Source organism: Neorhizobium sp. USDA 3394 (assembly GCF_056280385.1).
The window spans coordinates 1,474,183-1,489,847 of record NZ_JBWCDU010000002.1 but is presented as its reverse complement, the minus strand read 5'-3'; the positions used below and the strand labels follow the sequence as shown (position 1 = coordinate 1,489,847).

General features: G+C 62.6%; 15 protein-coding genes. 1 reads left to right on the top strand and 14 read right to left on the bottom strand.

The window, feature by feature from the left end:
* Positions 1 to 12: 12 nt before the first annotated feature.
* From ACZ9EJ_RS28660 to ACZ9EJ_RS28595, 14 genes are all read right to left on the bottom strand, one after another.
* Positions 13 to 906, bottom strand: coding sequence for an SMP-30/gluconolactonase/LRE family protein (locus ACZ9EJ_RS28660; protein WP_046627531.1), 894 nt, complete (start codon positions 904 to 906; stop codon positions 13 to 15).
* Positions 906 to 1,076 carry a hypothetical protein gene (locus ACZ9EJ_RS28655; protein WP_255736740.1) on the bottom strand — a complete coding sequence of 57 codons (171 nt, stop codon included), beginning with the start codon at positions 1,074 to 1,076 and terminating at the stop codon, positions 906 to 908. Before ACZ9EJ_RS28655 ends, ACZ9EJ_RS28660 begins: the two co-directional genes overlap by 1 nt.
* 452 nt (positions 1,077 to 1,528) lie before the next feature.
* Entirely contained in the window at positions 1,529 to 2,698 is a 1,170-nt protein-coding gene (locus ACZ9EJ_RS28650) for a hypothetical protein (protein ID WP_476100297.1), read from the bottom strand.
* 23 nt (positions 2,699 to 2,721) lie between these two features.
* On the bottom strand, positions 2,722 to 3,951 hold the full coding sequence (locus ACZ9EJ_RS28645) for a metal-dependent hydrolase family protein (RefSeq protein WP_046627526.1): 1,230 nt from the start codon (positions 3,949 to 3,951) through the stop codon (positions 2,722 to 2,724).
* The gene (locus ACZ9EJ_RS28640; protein WP_046627524.1) at positions 3,948 to 4,451 is read right to left on the bottom strand and encodes a GAF domain-containing protein; all 504 of its coding nucleotides are present in this window, start codon (positions 4,449 to 4,451) and stop codon (positions 3,948 to 3,950) included. Before ACZ9EJ_RS28640 ends, ACZ9EJ_RS28645 begins: the two co-directional genes overlap by 4 nt.
* A gap of 12 nt (positions 4,452 to 4,463) precedes the next feature.
* Positions 4,464 to 5,438, bottom strand: coding sequence for an ABC transporter ATP-binding protein (locus tag ACZ9EJ_RS28635; RefSeq protein WP_046639857.1), 975 nt, complete (start codon positions 5,436 to 5,438; stop codon positions 4,464 to 4,466).
* Positions 5,431 to 6,420, bottom strand: coding sequence for an ABC transporter ATP-binding protein (locus ACZ9EJ_RS28630; RefSeq protein WP_046627520.1), 990 nt, complete (start codon positions 6,418 to 6,420; stop codon positions 5,431 to 5,433). Before ACZ9EJ_RS28630 ends, ACZ9EJ_RS28635 begins: the two co-directional genes overlap by 8 nt.
* Before the next feature lie 45 nt (positions 6,421 to 6,465).
* The gene (locus tag ACZ9EJ_RS28625) at positions 6,466 to 7,410 is read right to left on the bottom strand and encodes a succinylglutamate desuccinylase/aspartoacylase family protein (protein WP_046627517.1); all 945 of its coding nucleotides are present in this window, start codon (positions 7,408 to 7,410) and stop codon (positions 6,466 to 6,468) included.
* Positions 7,411 to 7,457: 47 nt separating this feature from the next.
* Positions 7,458 to 8,303: an ABC transporter permease gene (locus tag ACZ9EJ_RS28620; protein WP_046627514.1), complete on the bottom strand. Its 846-nt coding sequence runs from the start codon at positions 8,301 to 8,303 to the stop codon at positions 7,458 to 7,460.
* A 5-nt stretch (positions 8,304 to 8,308) separates the two neighbouring features.
* Positions 8,309 to 9,289, bottom strand: coding sequence for an ABC transporter permease (locus tag ACZ9EJ_RS28615; protein WP_046627512.1), 981 nt, complete (start codon positions 9,287 to 9,289; stop codon positions 8,309 to 8,311).
* 34 nt (positions 9,290 to 9,323) lie between these two features.
* Positions 9,324 to 10,496, bottom strand: coding sequence for a M24 family metallopeptidase (locus tag ACZ9EJ_RS28610; protein WP_046627510.1), 1,173 nt, complete (start codon positions 10,494 to 10,496; stop codon positions 9,324 to 9,326).
* Positions 10,497 to 10,506: 10 nt separating this feature from the next.
* Positions 10,507 to 11,682, bottom strand: a complete 1,176-nt coding sequence (locus tag ACZ9EJ_RS28605; protein ID WP_046627509.1) for a M24 family metallopeptidase — start codon at positions 11,680 to 11,682, stop codon at positions 10,507 to 10,509.
* Between the two features lie 80 nt (positions 11,683 to 11,762).
* Positions 11,763 to 13,298, bottom strand: a complete 1,536-nt coding sequence (locus ACZ9EJ_RS28600; protein ID WP_046627507.1) for an ABC transporter substrate-binding protein — start codon at positions 13,296 to 13,298, stop codon at positions 11,763 to 11,765.
* Positions 13,299 to 13,343: 45 nt separating this feature from the next.
* Complete coding sequence (locus tag ACZ9EJ_RS28595) at positions 13,344 to 14,381, bottom strand: GntR family transcriptional regulator (protein WP_046627505.1); 1,038 nt, start codon at positions 14,379 to 14,381, stop codon at positions 13,344 to 13,346.
* A 180-nt stretch (positions 14,382 to 14,561) separates the two neighbouring features.
* Here ACZ9EJ_RS28595 and ACZ9EJ_RS28590 point away from each other — a divergent pair, with 180 nt between their 5' ends.
* Entirely contained in the window at positions 14,562 to 15,536 is a 975-nt protein-coding gene (locus ACZ9EJ_RS28590) for an aldo/keto reductase (RefSeq protein ID WP_046627503.1), read from the top strand.
* Positions 15,537 to 15,665: the final 129 nt, after the last annotated feature.

The following is a 15,665-nucleotide window of genomic DNA, read 5'->3' as shown; positions in this document are numbered from 1 at the left end:
TCCCGGCGCTCCTCAGATTGCAAATCGGTGTTCCGCGAATCCCTGCGCCACGCCCTCGAGGGCGAAGACGGCGCCCGCCATGGGCTCGGCCGCTCGCTGTTCCTCCGTCAGGAATTTCGATGCAGTGGTGATGAACAGCGTTCGGTAGTCTCGCCCCCCGAAACAGACGCAGGTCGGATTGCTGACAGGCATGGATAAAACGGTGTCGATACGTCCATCCGGGGCGTAACGTAGCACCCGTCCTCCGCCGAAGAAGACGGTCCATAAACCGCCGTCCACATCGAAACAGGCTCCGTCCGGCCGATCGCCCGTCGCCGAATAGTCGGCAAACATCCGCCGTTCCGTGACCGACCCGGTAAGCGGATCCACGTCGAGGATCCAGCTCTGGTAGCGGCGTGTATCGGTAAAATGCATGCGGCGCCGGTCCGGCGAGAAGGCGATGCCGTTGCTCACGATCACCTGGTCAAAGATCCTCTCGACGGTGCCATCCGGATCGACGCGGTAGAGCGCGCCATTCGGGCGGTGGAGCTGGTTGTCCATGGTCCCGATCCACAGCCGGCCCCAGGCGTCCACCCGTCCGTCGTTAAGGCGATTATCGATCCCGCTTTCGATCTCCGCGAAGAGCCGAAGCTCGCCGTCGTCGGAGCGGGTGAAAAGCGACAGGTCACGGGCGAGGAGGTGGCCTCCCGAAGAGGTAAACGCCTGGCTGCCGAGATAGGTGACGTCCGGATCAGGGAAAACGTCATGGCGGCCGGACGATAGATCGAAGCTTTGCAGCTTCGGCTTTTCGATGTCCACCCACCATAACTTGCGCGTCCTGTCGCACCAAAGGGGCGTTTCACCCAATTGGTCCGCCGTACGCACCACGCAATCCAGTTTTTCGGCGGAGATCATCCTCTCAACCATCAAAACCTCTCATATCGATCGTGCCTTCGCCTGAACTCATTGATCAGCGGCAGCCTCACCGTGTCCTGGACCAGCGCGATCGCACGCGTCGGGCCGCCGGTGAGCTGACGCCGTGTGGAAAGCTCGCCTGCTATGATCCTCATCACGTCCCGCATGCCTCTGTCCGCCATGGACGCTGATCCTGTGGGGCAGCGGTCAGGGACATGGTAGATGCTCCTCCAAGCTCTGTGACGGTCGGCGAACACACAGACGACCGTTCGAAGCTTTTGGCTCCGGCGAAAACGAACTGAATGTCGAGAAGCTTGGCGCCTCTCCTCCCCAGGAAAATAAATAAACGTACTATTTGGTTAATTCAAGCGGAAGCGAGCGGGCGCTCCGATTTTTCTGGACCGCGCCAGTCTCTTCACCTGTGGGAAAGCGGATGGCGTCAGCGGCGGCGGGCGATGTCAGCTCAGCTTTAACTCGGATACACGGGAAACGTTCGGTCTTTGGGATTGATCTCAGGCCATGGCTCCGGTCGCAGCTTTCCGCCTGCGAGCTTCCGGAAGTGGCGCTTCGGCGGCATAGCTTCCATAAACCAATCCCACGAAGTAAAAATCATGGGTTGACGGTTCGATGCCTTTCAAGATCTGCGGCTACTCCAGTGTGTTGATAGCGTCTTTGCCGTGTGCATGTTGCCGTACAGGTATTCCCAGAACTCATCTCTCTCTTCGACGGCCGTTCTCGACCATGCTTCATCGACGGCCATTTCTCCACACCAGTAGGCATAAACGAACGGTGCGCGGAGGCGGTGGCCCAGAAAAGCGAGGCGTGATCGGGTTATGTCAGGAGACTGTAAGGACGCGGCCGCGATATCCGGTAGGAATTCGTCAAGTGACCGCTCCAAGCCGAGCACCTGCCAGGCGGCGCGGCACCTGAGCGCCGAACGAAGCCGCTGCAGCAGGTGGCCGAGATGATCCTCTGGTGTTTCGATCCAGTCGAGAAACTGCAGGCCATTATCGGCAATGCCTTCGAAAATGGCCGAACTCGCCGAACTCGTGACGACCTGAGCCGCATCGAGCGGCATGAGGCCTTCCGTCACGCGCCTCTCGCGCAGTTTCAGATGAACGAGATGGCCCGGAAAGGCTTCGTGCACCGCGAGGTGCTTGAGGCTGAACGCAGTGTAGGGAAAATCGATATTGAGCAACAACCGCCTTTCGGGGAAATCGCAATAGGCCGAATACGGGACGTTCCGCTGACCGATCGGCTTGAGCCATTCGCCACCGAGCCAGTCAGCCTTCAGCGCGGTTGCGAGAGCCCCGCATCTTGCCCGCGCCTGACGCTGAAAGTCCGCCAGCACGTCCAGCACCTTGTCGGCAGGTATGCGTGCACGCTCCTCCCAGCGCGCAAGATCTTCCGACAGGTTCCCGCCGCGGAAGCCGAGTTCGTCCAACGCCTCGCGGATCCCCTTGTGATAGCTCGCGATGATCTCTTCGGGGATGTCGCGCACATCGACGCGGATCTGTCGTTCCAGCCTTTCGGCAAAGCTGATGGTCTCGCCGCGGAAGGTGGCGATCAGGGCGAGCAGTGAATCCGACATCTCGTCGAGCCAGTCCCGGCGCAATGCGTTTTCCGCTTCTCCGAGGCGGTCGCGCAAGGACAGGAGTGCGCTTTCCGCCTCCTCGTAGGTGCCGAATGGACGCGGCGAAACGTCGGCGACAGCGACCGGTATCAAACCTTCGGCATCGAGAATACCGGCATTGCCATTGCGCCTGCGATAGAGCAGGTCGAGACCTGCTGTTATCGCCGCCATCTCTCTTCCCAATTCCATCCATCTTACCCCTGATTTTTCACAAAAATCCCGCCCCGGACGATGATCGGCATATGGGCGCCCTGATGTGTCAGCAGCGACATGTCGCTGAGCGGATTGCCGTCGACCACGACCAGGTCAGCGAAGGCACCCGGCGCGATGCATCCGATCTTGCCCTCCATCCTAAGCAACTTGGCTGCGACATGCGTTGCGGAGGCGATGACCTCATGGGCGGGCAGGACGCGTGTGCGGATCACGAATTCCTCTGACTGATGCCGGTGCATTTCGCCGAGCAGATCGGTGCCGTAAGCCATCGGCAGGCCGGCGTCGCGCATGATCGATAGCGATTCCATGCCGGCCAGCCGCACGGAATCGACTTTGGCGACGGAGGCGGGCGGCAGGCCGAGCGCCGGCCCCTCGACGCCGAGCTTCTCGTAGGTGACGAGCGTCGGCACGGAGATGCAGCCGTTTTCGACGGCAAATGTCGCAGTTTCCGCCGTGATCAGGTTGCAGTGTTCCAGTGAGTGGATCCCGCATTCGATAGCCCGGCGGATCGCCTTGTCGGTATAGAGATGCGCTGCGACATAGGTGCCGGCATTCTCCGCCTCCTCGACGGCGGCGATCAGCTCTTCCCGCGAGAAGCCGAGGAAATGGATCGGGTCGGTCGGCGAAGCGATGCCGCCGTTCGCCATGACCTTGATGAAATGGGCGCCCGATTTCAGTTCTTCGCGGGCGGCCTTGCGGACTTCCGGCACTCCGTCGCAGATGCGCCCGAGATTGCCGAGCGTATGGCCGGTCTTCGGCGTCGGCGTGTCGTCATAGGGGCCGCGATAGTCCGTATGGCCGCCGGATTGCGAGAGCGCCTTGCCGCAGATATTGAGCCGTGGTGTCGGCCAGGGCGCTTCCTGCGTGGCGGCCAGCAGGCCGGAGGTCGCGCCACCCAAATCACGCACCGTGGTGAAGCCGCGCATCAGCATGTCGCCCATGATCTTGAAGGCGCGCACGGTGACGATCGGATCCGGAAGTTTGGCGTTCTGGCCGAGGTTCGCCATGCCGGCGATAACATGCACATGGGCGTCGATCAGGCCCGGCATCAGCACCTTGCCGGCAAGATTGATCCGCTGCGCGCCGGCACTGTTGATGGAGGGCGAAACCTCGCGGATCAGGTCGCCCTCGACGAGAACCGAGACCGGCTCGCTCGCCTGGGGGCTCGTTCCGTCGACAATGCGTGCATTTTCGAAGAGATAGGAGGTCACGGTCTTGTTCCTTTTCCATCTCTGGGCGCATGGCCGGCGCGGCGGGCTTCGAGGAAGGCGGGGATCAGCAGCGGAGCGAATTTCCGGGCGATCTCGACATGCGTTTCCTCGTAGAAGAATTCTTCGTGCAGCAGGTTGATCGTGCCGATTGTTTCGCCGTCATAGACGACCGGGATGTTGATCGCCGCATCGAGGCCGATGCTGGCAATCAGTTCGTGATCGAAGAAGGCCCATTTGATGGCGTCTCGGTCGCGGCCGAGAAAGGGTTGCTGCCGGCGCAGCACCAGGTCGCCCCAGGGCGTGACCCCCATCGGCTTGCGGCCGAAGACGGGATAGACGTCCGGCATGTTCGAATAGACGCGCGCCACCTCGTCGCCATCCGTGTAGAGCAGCGTCAGCAGGCGGTGGCCAACGTGCCTGGCGAGAGCGGCGTCCAGCGCGTCGTAGAAGAAGTTTGGCTGGCCAGGTTCTGCCAGAAGCCCGATCAAGTCCTCGATCATCGTGAAACTCCTCTATCGGTGATGGCAGGCGACGGACTGGCCGTCGGCCTTGTGTTCGAGCCGCGGTTCGATTTGGCGGCAGATATCGGTCGCGAGGGGGCAACGGGTGTGGAAGGCGCAGCCCAAGGGTTTTCGCGTGGCGCTCGGAATGTCGTCGCTGACGGCGCTGAACTTGTGACGCTGGCGCGGATCATGCGCCGGCGCCGAACGCAGCAGCAGTTCCGAATAGGGGTGAAGGGGTTTCGTGAAGATCGTATCTTTCGACCCTGTCTCGACGATCTTGCCGAGATACATGACGGCGACCCGGTGCGAGACGTGTTCGACCACGCCGAGATCATGGGAGATGAACAGGTAGGAAAGGCCGAGTTCCTTCTGCAGGTCGCCTAGCAGGTTGAGGATCTGCGCCTGTACGGACACGTCCAGTGCAGAAACCGGCTCGTCGCAGACGATGATATCGGGCTTCAGGGCCAGCGCCCGGGCAATGCCGATCCTCTGGCGCTGGCCGCCGGAGAACTGGTGCGGGAAATTGTCGGCCTGGTCGGGCCTCAAGCCCACCAGCGACATGAGCTTGGCGACCTCGGCTCGCCGTTCCTCGATCGTGCCGATGCCATGGATATCGAGCGGCGCGCGGATGATGTCGCGCACCCGCTGGCGCGGGTTGAGCGAGGAGAAAGGATCCTGGAAGATGATCTGCATGCGGCGGCGGTAGGATCGCGGGATGCTCCGCATTTGCGTGACGTCCTCGGCACCCTGCATGGCGATCTGTCCCTCGGTGGCCTTCACGAGGCCCATGAGGGCGAGCCCGGTGGTCGACTTGCCGCAGCCGCTTTCGCCGACAAGGCCGAGCGTTTCGCCCGGACCGATCGAGAAGGAAACGCCGTCGACGGCCTTCACCTCGCCGACCTGCCGCTGGAAGACGCCGGAGCGGATGGCAAAATGCACCTTGAGGTTCTCAACGGAGAGGAGAGGGGCCGCAGCATCAGGCATTGTCATGCTCCCAGCAGGCGGCAAAATGACCGGGTTTCTTTTCGATGAAGGGTGGGCGTTCCTCCAGGCAGCGGGCCGAGGCGCCGGGACAGCGGGGCGCAAAGGCGCAGCCCTTCGGCAGGTCCCAGAGCGGCGGCACGGTGCCGGGAATATCCGTCAGCCGTTCCGGGGCGGCTTTGCTCCTGTCCCGATGGGGGACGGCGCCCATCAGGCCGATCGTATAGGGATGGATCGGGTTTTCGAAGAGTTCGTAGACGCTGCATTCCTCCACCCGCCGGCCGGCATACATGACGATGACGCGGTCGGCGATTTCGGCAACCACGCCGAGATCGTGGGTGATCAGGATCTGGGCGGTGCCGAGCCGCTTCTGCAGGTCGGAAATCAGTCCGAGAATCTGCGCCTGGACGGTGACGTCGAGGGCCGTTGTCGGCTCATCGGCGATGATGATCTTCGGCTCGCAGGCAAGCGCCAGAGCAATCATCGCGCGCTGCCGCATGCCGCCGGAGAGTTCATGGGGATATTGCCGGGCGCGGCGTTCGGGGTCCGGCATCTGGACCAGTTCCAGGCATTTGACGGCGCGCGCAAAGGCCTCGCGTCGCCCAAGCCTTCGATGCTGGCGGACGGATTCAGCGATCTGTTCGCCGATCGTCAGCACCGGGTTCAGCGCCGATAGCGGTTCCTGGAAGATCATGGCGATCTTGTCGCCGCGGAAATCCTCGACCTTGCGTCGATCCATGGCGAGAAAGTCCTCGCCATGGATCCTGATCGAGCCGGATGCGACGCGGGCGCCGTCGGGCAGGAGGCGCAGCAGCGACAACGCGGTCATCGATTTGCCGCAGCCGCTTTCGCCGACGATGCAGACCGTCTCGCCGGCGCGCACCGAAAGGCTCATCTCCGAGACGACGGGAAAGGCCCCGTTCTCCCCGAGGATCTCGACATTCAGGTCGCTGACGGCAAGCGCCGGTTCCATCGTCTTTTCCATTGCTCGATCCTGCATCCGTTCATTCCATCTGCCGGAGGGATCCGATCAGTCGGTGGACCCTTCGATATTGCCGACCATGAAGCCGTAATCGCCCGCCTCGACGAGGTTGCGGGTCAGGTGCTGCATGACCATGATGCCGGTTTCGAAGGGCGTCGGGATTTCCTCGATCGTCTCGAAGTCGTAGGGGCTGACGACGCGGCCGAGCAGCGAACCGCCCTTGATGATCTCGCCATTCGCCGGAGAAAGCGGCTCCAGCCAGCCGCCATGCTTCGGGCGGATGCCGACGAGTTCGGTGACCACGACCTGTTTCGGATTGGGCTTCACTTCGCCTTCGATCGAGCCGATCAGGCGAAGCTGGTTCATCAGGCCAGCGACGGTGAGCTCGACATAGGGGGTTTGGTCGACGATGCCGCCGCCGAGCTCGATGGTCACGACCTTGGTGCCATGGCGGTCCATCGAAACGGATTTGCTGGTGCCGGAATAGACCGTGCCGGCCTTTCCGGTCGTCGGGCGATAGAGGATCTTCGAACCGAAGGCACGCGACAGCGGCTCGTCATTCCAGATGTAGACATAGTCGACGGTCGGCCGATCCGTGCCGGAATGCAGGTCGAGATTGTAGTCGATCTTGGCGTAGAACTCGTGTGCCAGCGCATCGGCGAGCTGCTGGCTGTAGGTACCGCGCGGATCGCCGGGGAATTCGCGGTTGAGGTTCAGCTGGTCGAGCGGATTGTGACGATGATTGACGGCGAAGGAACGCGGGTTGGCGACCGGCAGGAGAATGATGCGGCCCTTGAGCGGCATGTCCTTGATGATGCGGTAGAGTTCCAGGATCGCCTGCGAGCCGGTGTTTTCGTTGCCGTGGATGGAGGCGGAAATCCCGACGGTCGGGCCGTCCTGTTCGCCCACCAGTTCGTGCATGAAGATCACCGCGTCGCTGCCGTCCGCGTGGGTGGTGAATTTGGGACGAAGCTTGTTGATTGACTTGACCATGGATGTTTCCTTTCAGTGTCGTTGTCGTCTTGATCCTGAGGTTTTGGCTATTTCTTCTTGCCCGCAGAGCGCGAGAGATGCCGCGGGTCGAGCACATCGCGCAGGCCGTCGCCGAGCAGGTTGAAGCCGAGTACCGTCACCATGATCGTGGCGCCCGCTATGATTGCCAGCCACGGCTCGTCCCGCATGAAGCGTGTTCCGTAGGCGAGCGTCCAGCCCCAGGTAGGCGCCGGCGGCGGCAGGCCGAAACCGAGGAAGCTGAGCGCCGATTCCGAGATGATCGCGGTGCCGAAGCCGAGCGAGGCGAGCACGATGATCGGCCCTATCGCATTGGGCAGGATTTCCTTGACGAGGATGCGGACCGGATGGGCGCCGAGCGCCCTTGCGGCCTGCACATAGTTCTGCTCGCGCAGGACCAGCGTCGTCGCGCGAACCACTCGCGCATATTCCGTCCAGGCGACCACGATGATGGCAATTGCCACGTTGACGATGCCGGGGCCGAGCACCGCGACGATGGCGAGTGCGAGCACGATCGCCGGAAAGCCCAGGAAGATGTCGGTGATCCGCATCAGGATCAGGTCCGTCCAGCCGCCGAAATAGCCGGCGGCGAGCCCGACCGTCGTGCCGATGAGAGCCGACGCCGTGACCGAGATGCAGGCGATGGTCAGCGAAACGCGTGCGCCGTAGATCAGCCTTGCCCAGAGGTCCCGCCCGAAATTGTCGGTGCCGAGCCAGTGGGTGAGCGTCGGGCCGGAGAAGCGGTTGCGCATGTCCATCTGCTCGATGCCATGCGCCGACAGATAGGGCGCGAAGACCGCACAGATGACGATCGCCAGCACGATCGACATGCCGAGGATCAGGGAGATATTGCGGAAACGCCTGGATAATCTCATGAGCCTCAACCCAAACGGATGCGCGGATCGACGACCGCATAGAGAAGATCGACGACGAGGTTCACCAGTGCGAAGATGATCGCGAAGGTGAGCACGATGCCCTGGATGAGCGGCAGGTCGCGCTGCGAGATCGCCGTGATGGTCAGCTGGCCGAGGCCCGGCCAGGCGAAGATGGTCTCGGTCAGCACCGCGCCACCGAGCAGGGCGCCGAAGCGCAGGCCGACGACGCTCAGCACCGGGAGGAGCGCGTTGCGGAACGCATGGCGAAGGATGACGCGCTGGCGGCGCAGGCCCTTGGCATAGGCGGTGCGGACGAAGTCCTCACGCAGGACTTCAAGCATCGCCGTGCGCACGAGCCGCGAGATGATCGCGGCAGAGTTCGCGGCAAGCGCCACTGCCGGCAAAAGGATATGCGCGAAACTGTCGACGAGAACCTGCGGCCGGCCGGTAAGAGCCGCCCAGAGCGCTTCGGGGAAGGGTGTTCCGCGGCCGATGGCCGGAAGCCAGCCGAGCGTCACGGCAAAGAGCAGCATCAGCAGCAGGCCGAGCCAGTAGACCGGCATCGAAACGCCAAGCTGGGCGAAGATCATCGAGACGGTATCGACGATCGAACCCTGTCGCGTGGCAGCCAGCACCCCGAGCGAGATGCCGACGAGACAGGCAAGGATCAGCGCGACAACCGCAAGCTCGATGGTCGCGCCCAGCCGACCGGCGATGATTTCCGACACCGCCTGGTTCTGGAAGATCGAGCGGCCCATGTCGCCCTGCAGCAGGCGGGCGAAATAGGCGCCGAGGCGGACATACCAGGGATCGTTGAGGCCGAGCGCGTTGCGCAGGTTGTTGATCGCTTCGACCGACGCCTCCTGGCCAAGCAGGACGGAGGCCGGATCGCCGGGGATCAGCAGCAGCAGGCCGAAGGTGACGACGACCATGCCGGCTGCCATCGGGATGAGCAGCAGCAGACGGCGGACGATATAGGCTAGCATGGGTCAGCTCCCCTTGGCTGTGCCGGCGCGAAGGTCATGACAGCACGATCTCCTCGAAGCGGCGCGGGAATTTCGTGAGTGAATCCGGACCTTGCCCGGTGACGAGAACCGTGTCGGCGAGGCGAAAACCGCCAACCTCCGGCACGTAGAGCGCCGGCTCGCTCGAACAGATCATCCCTTCCTGGAGAATAGTCTGGTCGCCGGCCTCGACCCAGGGCGGTTCGTGGAAGGCAACGCCCATGCCGTGGCCGACGCGGTGCTTGAGATAGGGACCCATGCCCTGTTCGCGGATATAGGCAAGCGCGGTGATATCGGCAGAGGCGCAGGTGCGGCCGGCGACGAGGCCTGCCGTGCCCAGCCGCTGCGCTTCCTGGGCGATGGCGTAATATTTCTCGTGATCCTTGCCCGGTTCGCCGAGTACGAACGTGCGCTCGCTTTCCGCCGAGCGGCCGCCGACCCGGCAACCCAACGACAAGATAAAACTCTCACCCGGCTGGATGCGACGGTGAGAGATGATGCCGTGCGGGTAGGCCGAGTTCGGTCCGCCATAAACCAACCCGCCCGCCAGCGTTGGGACATTCATGATGTACTCGTGCTCGTTTTCCATGATGTCGAGCGCATGACGCACCACATGCGCCTCCAGCGCTATCTCGCTCGGCAGCGGCTTGCCGGCCCGGAAGGCGTCGGTGACGAGATCGACGCCCGCCTGGACCATGGCGTCGGATATGCGTGCCGCCTCGCGATGCAGCCGCAGCTCTGCGGGATATTTCACCTGCCGCATCCTGGCGACGATATCCGTCGGCATTACGCGGTTGTTTGGAAAGAGCCCGGCGAGTTCCTTCGCCCGTCCCACCGAAAGCCCGTAGGAATGGGCAATATCGCCTCTGATTTCGCCGATCGAACGCGCGAGCAGCGAGAAGGCCCGATCTACGCCCGGAAATTCGAAATAGACGAGGGTTTCTGCCGCCACGTTCTGACGGTCGGCGTGCTCGCGCTCCAGTTCGGGGATCATCAGGATCGCATCCGTTGCGGTCAAAGCCAGCGCCACCGGCCGTTCGTTCGGTCGGAAGGAGAAGCCGGTCGTGTAGAGCACGTCGTCGGCAGCATCGAGGATCAGCAGGCCCATGCCCTTTTCCTCCATGCGGGCGCGGATGTCGCGATGGAGCCGCTGGTAGAATTCCGGTGCTAGGCGCTGGCTGAAACTCATTTTCCGAACCTCAGGCGATGATGACGTCTTCGAGCTTGCGGGGATAGAGCGTCATGCTGTCCGGCCCTTCGGCCGTAATCAGCACGGTGTCGGCGATGCGGTAGCCGGCAAAGCCCGGTACGAAGATCGCCGGCTCGCTGGAGGTGATCATGCCGGGCTCCAGGATCGTCTGGTCGCCGCCTTCCACCCAGGGCGCCTCATGGAACATGATGCCCATCCCATGGCCGACGCGATGGAGCAGGTATTCGCTCATGCCGCTGTCGCGGATATAGGCAAGCGCCAGGTTGTCCGCCGAAGCACAGGTATGCCCGGCGATCAGCGCCGCAGTCGCCATGCGCTGCGCCTCGTAGGCGACGGCATAATGCTCCCGTTGCAGCTTCGACGGTTCGCCGATGAAGAAGGTGCGTTCGCTTTCCGAAGCGCGAGCGCCAACCCGACAGCCGAGCGACAGGATGATGCTTTCGCCGATCTTCACCGGATTGCCGGTCGGCATGCCATGCGGGAAAGCAGACCGCGGGCCGGAATAGACGAGCCCGCTTGCCAGTCCCTGCACCAGCAGGACGTCCTCATGCTCCTCGTGCATGGTGCGCATGGCGTGGCGGGAAACGTAGGATTCGATCTCGACCTCGCTCGGCAACGGGCCGCCCTTCCGCATCGCCTCGCGGATCATATCGACGCCGACCTCGACCATCCGGTCGGACAGGCGCGCGGCCTCGCGGTGCAGGGCGATCTCTTCCGGATGTTTCCGGAGCCGCATCTGTTGGACGATATTGCTCGGGATCACCCGTTCCGCATTCGGAAAGGCGCTTTCGATGGGTTTTACCCGGGCAAGCGAGATCGCGTGGCCATAGGCGACGGTTCCCCTGAGCCCGGCAAACTTCCGGCCGAGCACCGCGTGCCACGGGTCGATCCCTGGAAACTCGAAATAGACGATCGCCTCTGCGGCTATATGCTGGTGTGCCGCGTGGGTGCGCTCCAGTTCCGGAAGCAGCAGGAAAGCATTCGTCGCCGTGATCGCCACGACCACCGGCCGCTCTGTCGTGTAGTGCGAAAATCCGGTCGTGTAGATGACGTCGTCGTTGGAATCGAGAAGCAGCAGATCGATGCCGGCCGCGTCCATCCGCTTGCGGATGTCGGCCTGAATTTTCGCGTAGAAGTCCGCGCCGAGACGCTGTGAGAAAGCCATCGGGTCACCCTGGAACTACAATTTCGGCTATGGCGCGGGCCGACCTCCAATACTGGATTGGCCGGCCCGCGATCTGAGCATCAGTCCTTGAGGCCGATCATGCCGCGCATGTTGCCGCGCGAGGTCGCCTGCACCTCGAAGGGCAGTTTCTTCGAGTAGAAGAGCTGGTAGCCCTGGTAGGAGACGATGTAGTAGGGCAGGTCGCTCGCCAGCAGCGTTGCGACCTTCTGGTAGGCTGCGGTGCGGTCCGCCTGGGTGGTTGCCGAACGGCCCTGCTTCAGGAGATCATCGACTGCCGGATTGGAATATCCGCCCCAGTTGGTCGAGCCGCCCGTGGTCAGCTGGGCGAACAGGAGACGGTCCGGATCGACGATGTTCAGCCAGCCGAGCAGCGCGATCTGGTGCTGGCTCTTCTGCACGTAATTGGTGGAGAAGGACGGCCAGTCGCTGACCTGCGTCTTGGCATCGACGCCCGCGGCCTGGAAATTCGCCTGCATGAATTCGACCGTCTGGACGCGGTTGCTGTCTTCGCTATGGGTGGACAGAACGATGCTTAGCGGCTTGCCCCCCTTGTCGAGGATGCCGTCGCCGTTGGTGTCCGCCCAGCCTTCTTCCTTGAAGAGCTTCTTGGCACCCTCGACGTCGAAGACCGGCTGCTTGATGTCCTTCGAATAGGCCCAGGATGAGGGAAGGACGATCGAGGAAGCCACTGCATCGACACCCTGGTAGATGTCGTTAACGATGGTCTTCTGGTCGATCAGCATCGAGAAGGCCTGCCGCATCTTCGGGCTCGAGAGCAGCGGATCCTTGGTGTTGAAGTTGATGTAAGTCACGCCGAGGCCCGGCTGAACGACGGCGCCGAAGCGCTTGTCCGCCTGCAGCCGCTTTATGTCCTGCGGTGCCAGCGGCGACTGGATAATGTCGAGGTCGCCGGCTTCGAAGGCCTGGGCGCGGGCCGAGCCGTCACCGATGATCTTGATGGTGACCTTGTCCACCTTCGGCTTCTCGCCCCAGTAATTCGGATTGGGCTCGAGCTGGATGGCGCTGCCGCGTGTCCAGGAGGCGAATTTCATCGGGCCTGCGCCGACCGGCTTCAGCGCAATGTCCGTGCCAGCTTCGACCAGCGCCTTTGAAACGATGCCGATGTCGAGATAGCTGAGCAGCGGTGCATAAGGTGCGGAAAGCGTGAATTTCACCGTCTGGGGATCGACCGCCTCCACGGCCGAAATCGGCGTATAAAGCGCCCGCATCGGCGCGTTGAAATCCTTGTTCAGGATCGAGTTGAAGGTGAAGACGACGTCAGCCGCTGTCAGCGGGCTGCCGTCCGAGAACTTGAGGTTCGGGCGGAGCTTGAAGATCCAGGTCGTCGGATTGGGGGTTTCCCAGCTTTCGGCGAGATCCGGTTTCGCTTCCAGGCTTGGTGTCGTGTGGACCAGGCCGGAATAGATGAGGTCGATCACGCGGTAAGCGGTCGTGTCGCGCGAAAGGCGCGGGTCCAGCGTGCCGGCATCGACGTCTGTCCCGATGGTGACGGTCGCGGCTTGCGCGGACGAAAGGGCGGTGAAGGAAAGTCCTGCAAGCAGGAACGCGGCTGTGATCGATAGTGCTTTGCTCATGTCTGTTCCCCTTATTGGTTTGGTTCATTCAAAGCGTTGCTCGTATCAGCGGGTCTTGGTCCTCCGCGACGCGAGTTCGGAAACCCTGGCCGGCGCTTCGCCGTCCGTGATCTTGTTGTGGCGCAGTTCGGCAAGTGCCGGTGCAAGAAGGTTCTCAAGCACGCCGGGATCGGGCGAATGGCGGTATTCGAAGCAGCGTTTGTTCGGTCCGGCGAGATCGGCGACATGGTCGGCGCCGGAGGCGAAAATGACGACATCACAACGGGCGATGATGTCGGCGAGATCGTCGGCATAGGACCATGCGACGGTGATGTCGGAAATATGCGGCGCGAACTCGCGCACGCTCGGGCGCATGATGGCGATATAGTCCTTGAGCTGCGTGACGGCGGCGACCCGCGTGCGCGGATCGAGAAGTGCGAGCGACTGCCGGGTCCGCTCCGACGGGATGAAGCGGATCGCCAGGATGTTGGCCTCCGGCACAAAACCGCGGATCTCCACCTCGCGATGCACGAAGGTGAGCACGAGGTCGGCATTGCGGCACTGCTCGCGGACTTCGGCGCTGTCGCGCACCTGATCGGCTGTGACCAGGCTGATCACATCGTTCGCAGCAAGCGTCGGGCGGATCTGCTCGACGTAGTCGCGCGCCGGCGCCTCGAAGATGCCGACGAAGACGATGTTCAGATGAACCCGCGGTTTCCTGAGCCGCGCCTGGGCCTGTACCATGGAGGCGAGCGTGACCGGCGAAATTCCGAGCCGTTCCGCCTTTTCGAGCAGGCTGTCGATATCCGCGCTCAGCACGTTCGCCGGTGCCACGCGGCCGATCTGCCGGTTTGGCTCATAGGCGGTAAAAGCCCCGAGGCCGGCCCGGATCTCCACCAGCCCTTCGGCCCGAAGCTGCTTGTAGACTTCGGCCACCGTCATCGGCGCGATGTCGAGTTCGGCGGCCAGCTGGCGCACCGACTGCAGTTTCACGCCCTTCGGCATGTCGCCAAAGGACAGCATGTAGGCCAGCAGTCCGTAGAGCTGTTTGCCGACCGGAACCGGGAGGGAGCGGTCGATGCTGGAGGCGTCGATGGTGAACATATGCGTATTACTCGTTTGATACACGAACCGTAACACGAGATGCGAGGATGACAATCCCCCTGATAAAAATTTGCATATTTCAACAGCAAGGCGATTGAATGCCTTGAAAGATTCCAATTATATGGCTTTTTCCAAGCCGGCCGCGCGGCAGGTGGCGCTTCTTGAAGGCGAGGTGTATCAATGGATTATGTCAATCTTGGTCGGACTGGCCTGAAGGTTTCGCGTCTCGCGCTCGGCTGCATGACCTTCGGATCGAGCGAATGGGCGCCTTGGGTGCTGGATTTCGAAGACAGTGCCAAGATCCTCCGGCAGGCGGTCGATCTCGGCATCAACTTTTTCGACACGGCGGACATGTATTCGCTCGGCAAGAGCGAGGAGATCACCGGCAAGGTGTTGCTGGACCTCGTTCCCCGCCACAAGCTTGTGATCGCCACCAAGCTTTTCCATCCGATGAGCAGCGACATCAACGACCGCAGCCTGTCACGCAAGCATATCCTCGACGCGGTCGACGGCAGCCTGAAGCGCCTCGGTACCGACTATATCGACCTCTACCAGTTGCACCGGTTCGACTACGGCACGCCATTGGAGGAGACGCTGGAGGCCTTGAACGATGTGGTGCGCGCCGGCAAGGTGCGTTACCTCGGCGCCTCCTCCATGCATGCGTGGCAGTTCATGAAGGCGATCGGGATGCAGAGGCAGAATGGTTGGGCGCCGTTCGTTTCGATGCAGCCGCACTACAACCTCATCTATCGTGAAGAAGAGCGCGAAATGCTGCCGCTCTGCATGAGCGAAGGCGTGGGCGTCGTGCCCTGGAGTCCGCTTGCCCGTGGCCGGCTGGCAGGTCGGGCTGACGGCGAGACGACCCGCGGGCAGACTGACAACACGGCTCGGTCGCTCTACGACCGGACCAAGGCCGCCGACGACGCGGTGATTGGCGCCCTCAAGGCAGTCGCCGAGCGACACGATAGGCCGATGGCGCAGGTCGCCTATGCCTGGGTCGCGAGCCGTCCGTCGGTGACGGCACCGATCGTCGGCATCTCCAAGCCGGCGCAGTTCGAGGATGCTGTCAGGGCGCTGGAGATCAACCTCAGCCCCGAGGATGTGGCGGATCTCGAGCGGGACTATCTGCCGAAGCCGATTGCCGGCCATGTCTGAGGGATGACTGTGGGCGGTCCCGGTGGAATTTGCAGAGCGTCTGGCCAAAGCCGTTCATGAAGAACTCGACATCGACGTCGATGCAAACGTTTACATTAGGAGTGGTGGTCCCGGTCTTGCGGCGATCCG

Excerpts from the sequence above, each read along its gene's own strand:
- ACZ9EJ_RS28640 (WP_046627524.1), bottom strand. The coding sequence starts at position 4,451 with ATGATCGAGGACTTGATCGGGCTTCTGGCAGAACCTGGCCAGCCAAAC.
- ACZ9EJ_RS28600 (WP_046627507.1), bottom strand. The coding sequence starts at position 13,298 with ATGAGCAAAGCACTATCGATCACAGCCGCGTTCCTGCTTGCAGGACTT.
- ACZ9EJ_RS28620 (WP_046627514.1), bottom strand. The coding sequence starts at position 8,303 with ATGAGATTATCCAGGCGTTTCCGCAATATCTCCCTGATCCTCGGCATG.
- ACZ9EJ_RS28605 (WP_046627509.1), bottom strand. The coding sequence starts at position 11,682 with ATGGCTTTCTCACAGCGTCTCGGCGCGGACTTCTACGCGAAAATTCAG.
- ACZ9EJ_RS28625 (WP_046627517.1), bottom strand. The coding sequence starts at position 7,410 with ATGGTCAAGTCAATCAACAAGCTTCGTCCCAAATTCACCACCCACGCG.
- ACZ9EJ_RS28655 (WP_255736740.1), bottom strand. The coding sequence starts at position 1,076 with ATGGCGGACAGAGGCATGCGGGACGTGATGAGGATCATAGCAGGCGAG.
- ACZ9EJ_RS28660 (WP_046627531.1), bottom strand. The coding sequence starts at position 906 with ATGGTTGAGAGGATGATCTCCGCCGAAAAACTGGATTGCGTGGTGCGT.
- ACZ9EJ_RS28650 (WP_476100297.1), bottom strand. The coding sequence starts at position 2,698 with ATGGCGGCGATAACAGCAGGTCTCGACCTGCTCTATCGCAGGCGCAAT.
- ACZ9EJ_RS28615 (WP_046627512.1), bottom strand. The coding sequence starts at position 9,289 with ATGCTAGCCTATATCGTCCGCCGTCTGCTGCTGCTCATCCCGATGGCA.
- ACZ9EJ_RS28630 (WP_046627520.1), bottom strand. The coding sequence starts at position 6,420 with ATGGAAAAGACGATGGAACCGGCGCTTGCCGTCAGCGACCTGAATGTC.
- ACZ9EJ_RS28635 (WP_046639857.1), bottom strand. The coding sequence starts at position 5,438 with ATGCCTGATGCTGCGGCCCCTCTCCTCTCCGTTGAGAACCTCAAGGTG.
- ACZ9EJ_RS28595 (WP_046627505.1), bottom strand. The coding sequence starts at position 14,381 with ATGTTCACCATCGACGCCTCCAGCATCGACCGCTCCCTCCCGGTTCCG.
- ACZ9EJ_RS28610 (WP_046627510.1), bottom strand. The coding sequence starts at position 10,496 with ATGAGTTTCAGCCAGCGCCTAGCACCGGAATTCTACCAGCGGCTCCAT.
- ACZ9EJ_RS28590 (WP_046627503.1), top strand. The coding sequence starts at position 14,562 with ATGGATTATGTCAATCTTGGTCGGACTGGCCTGAAGGTTTCGCGTCTC.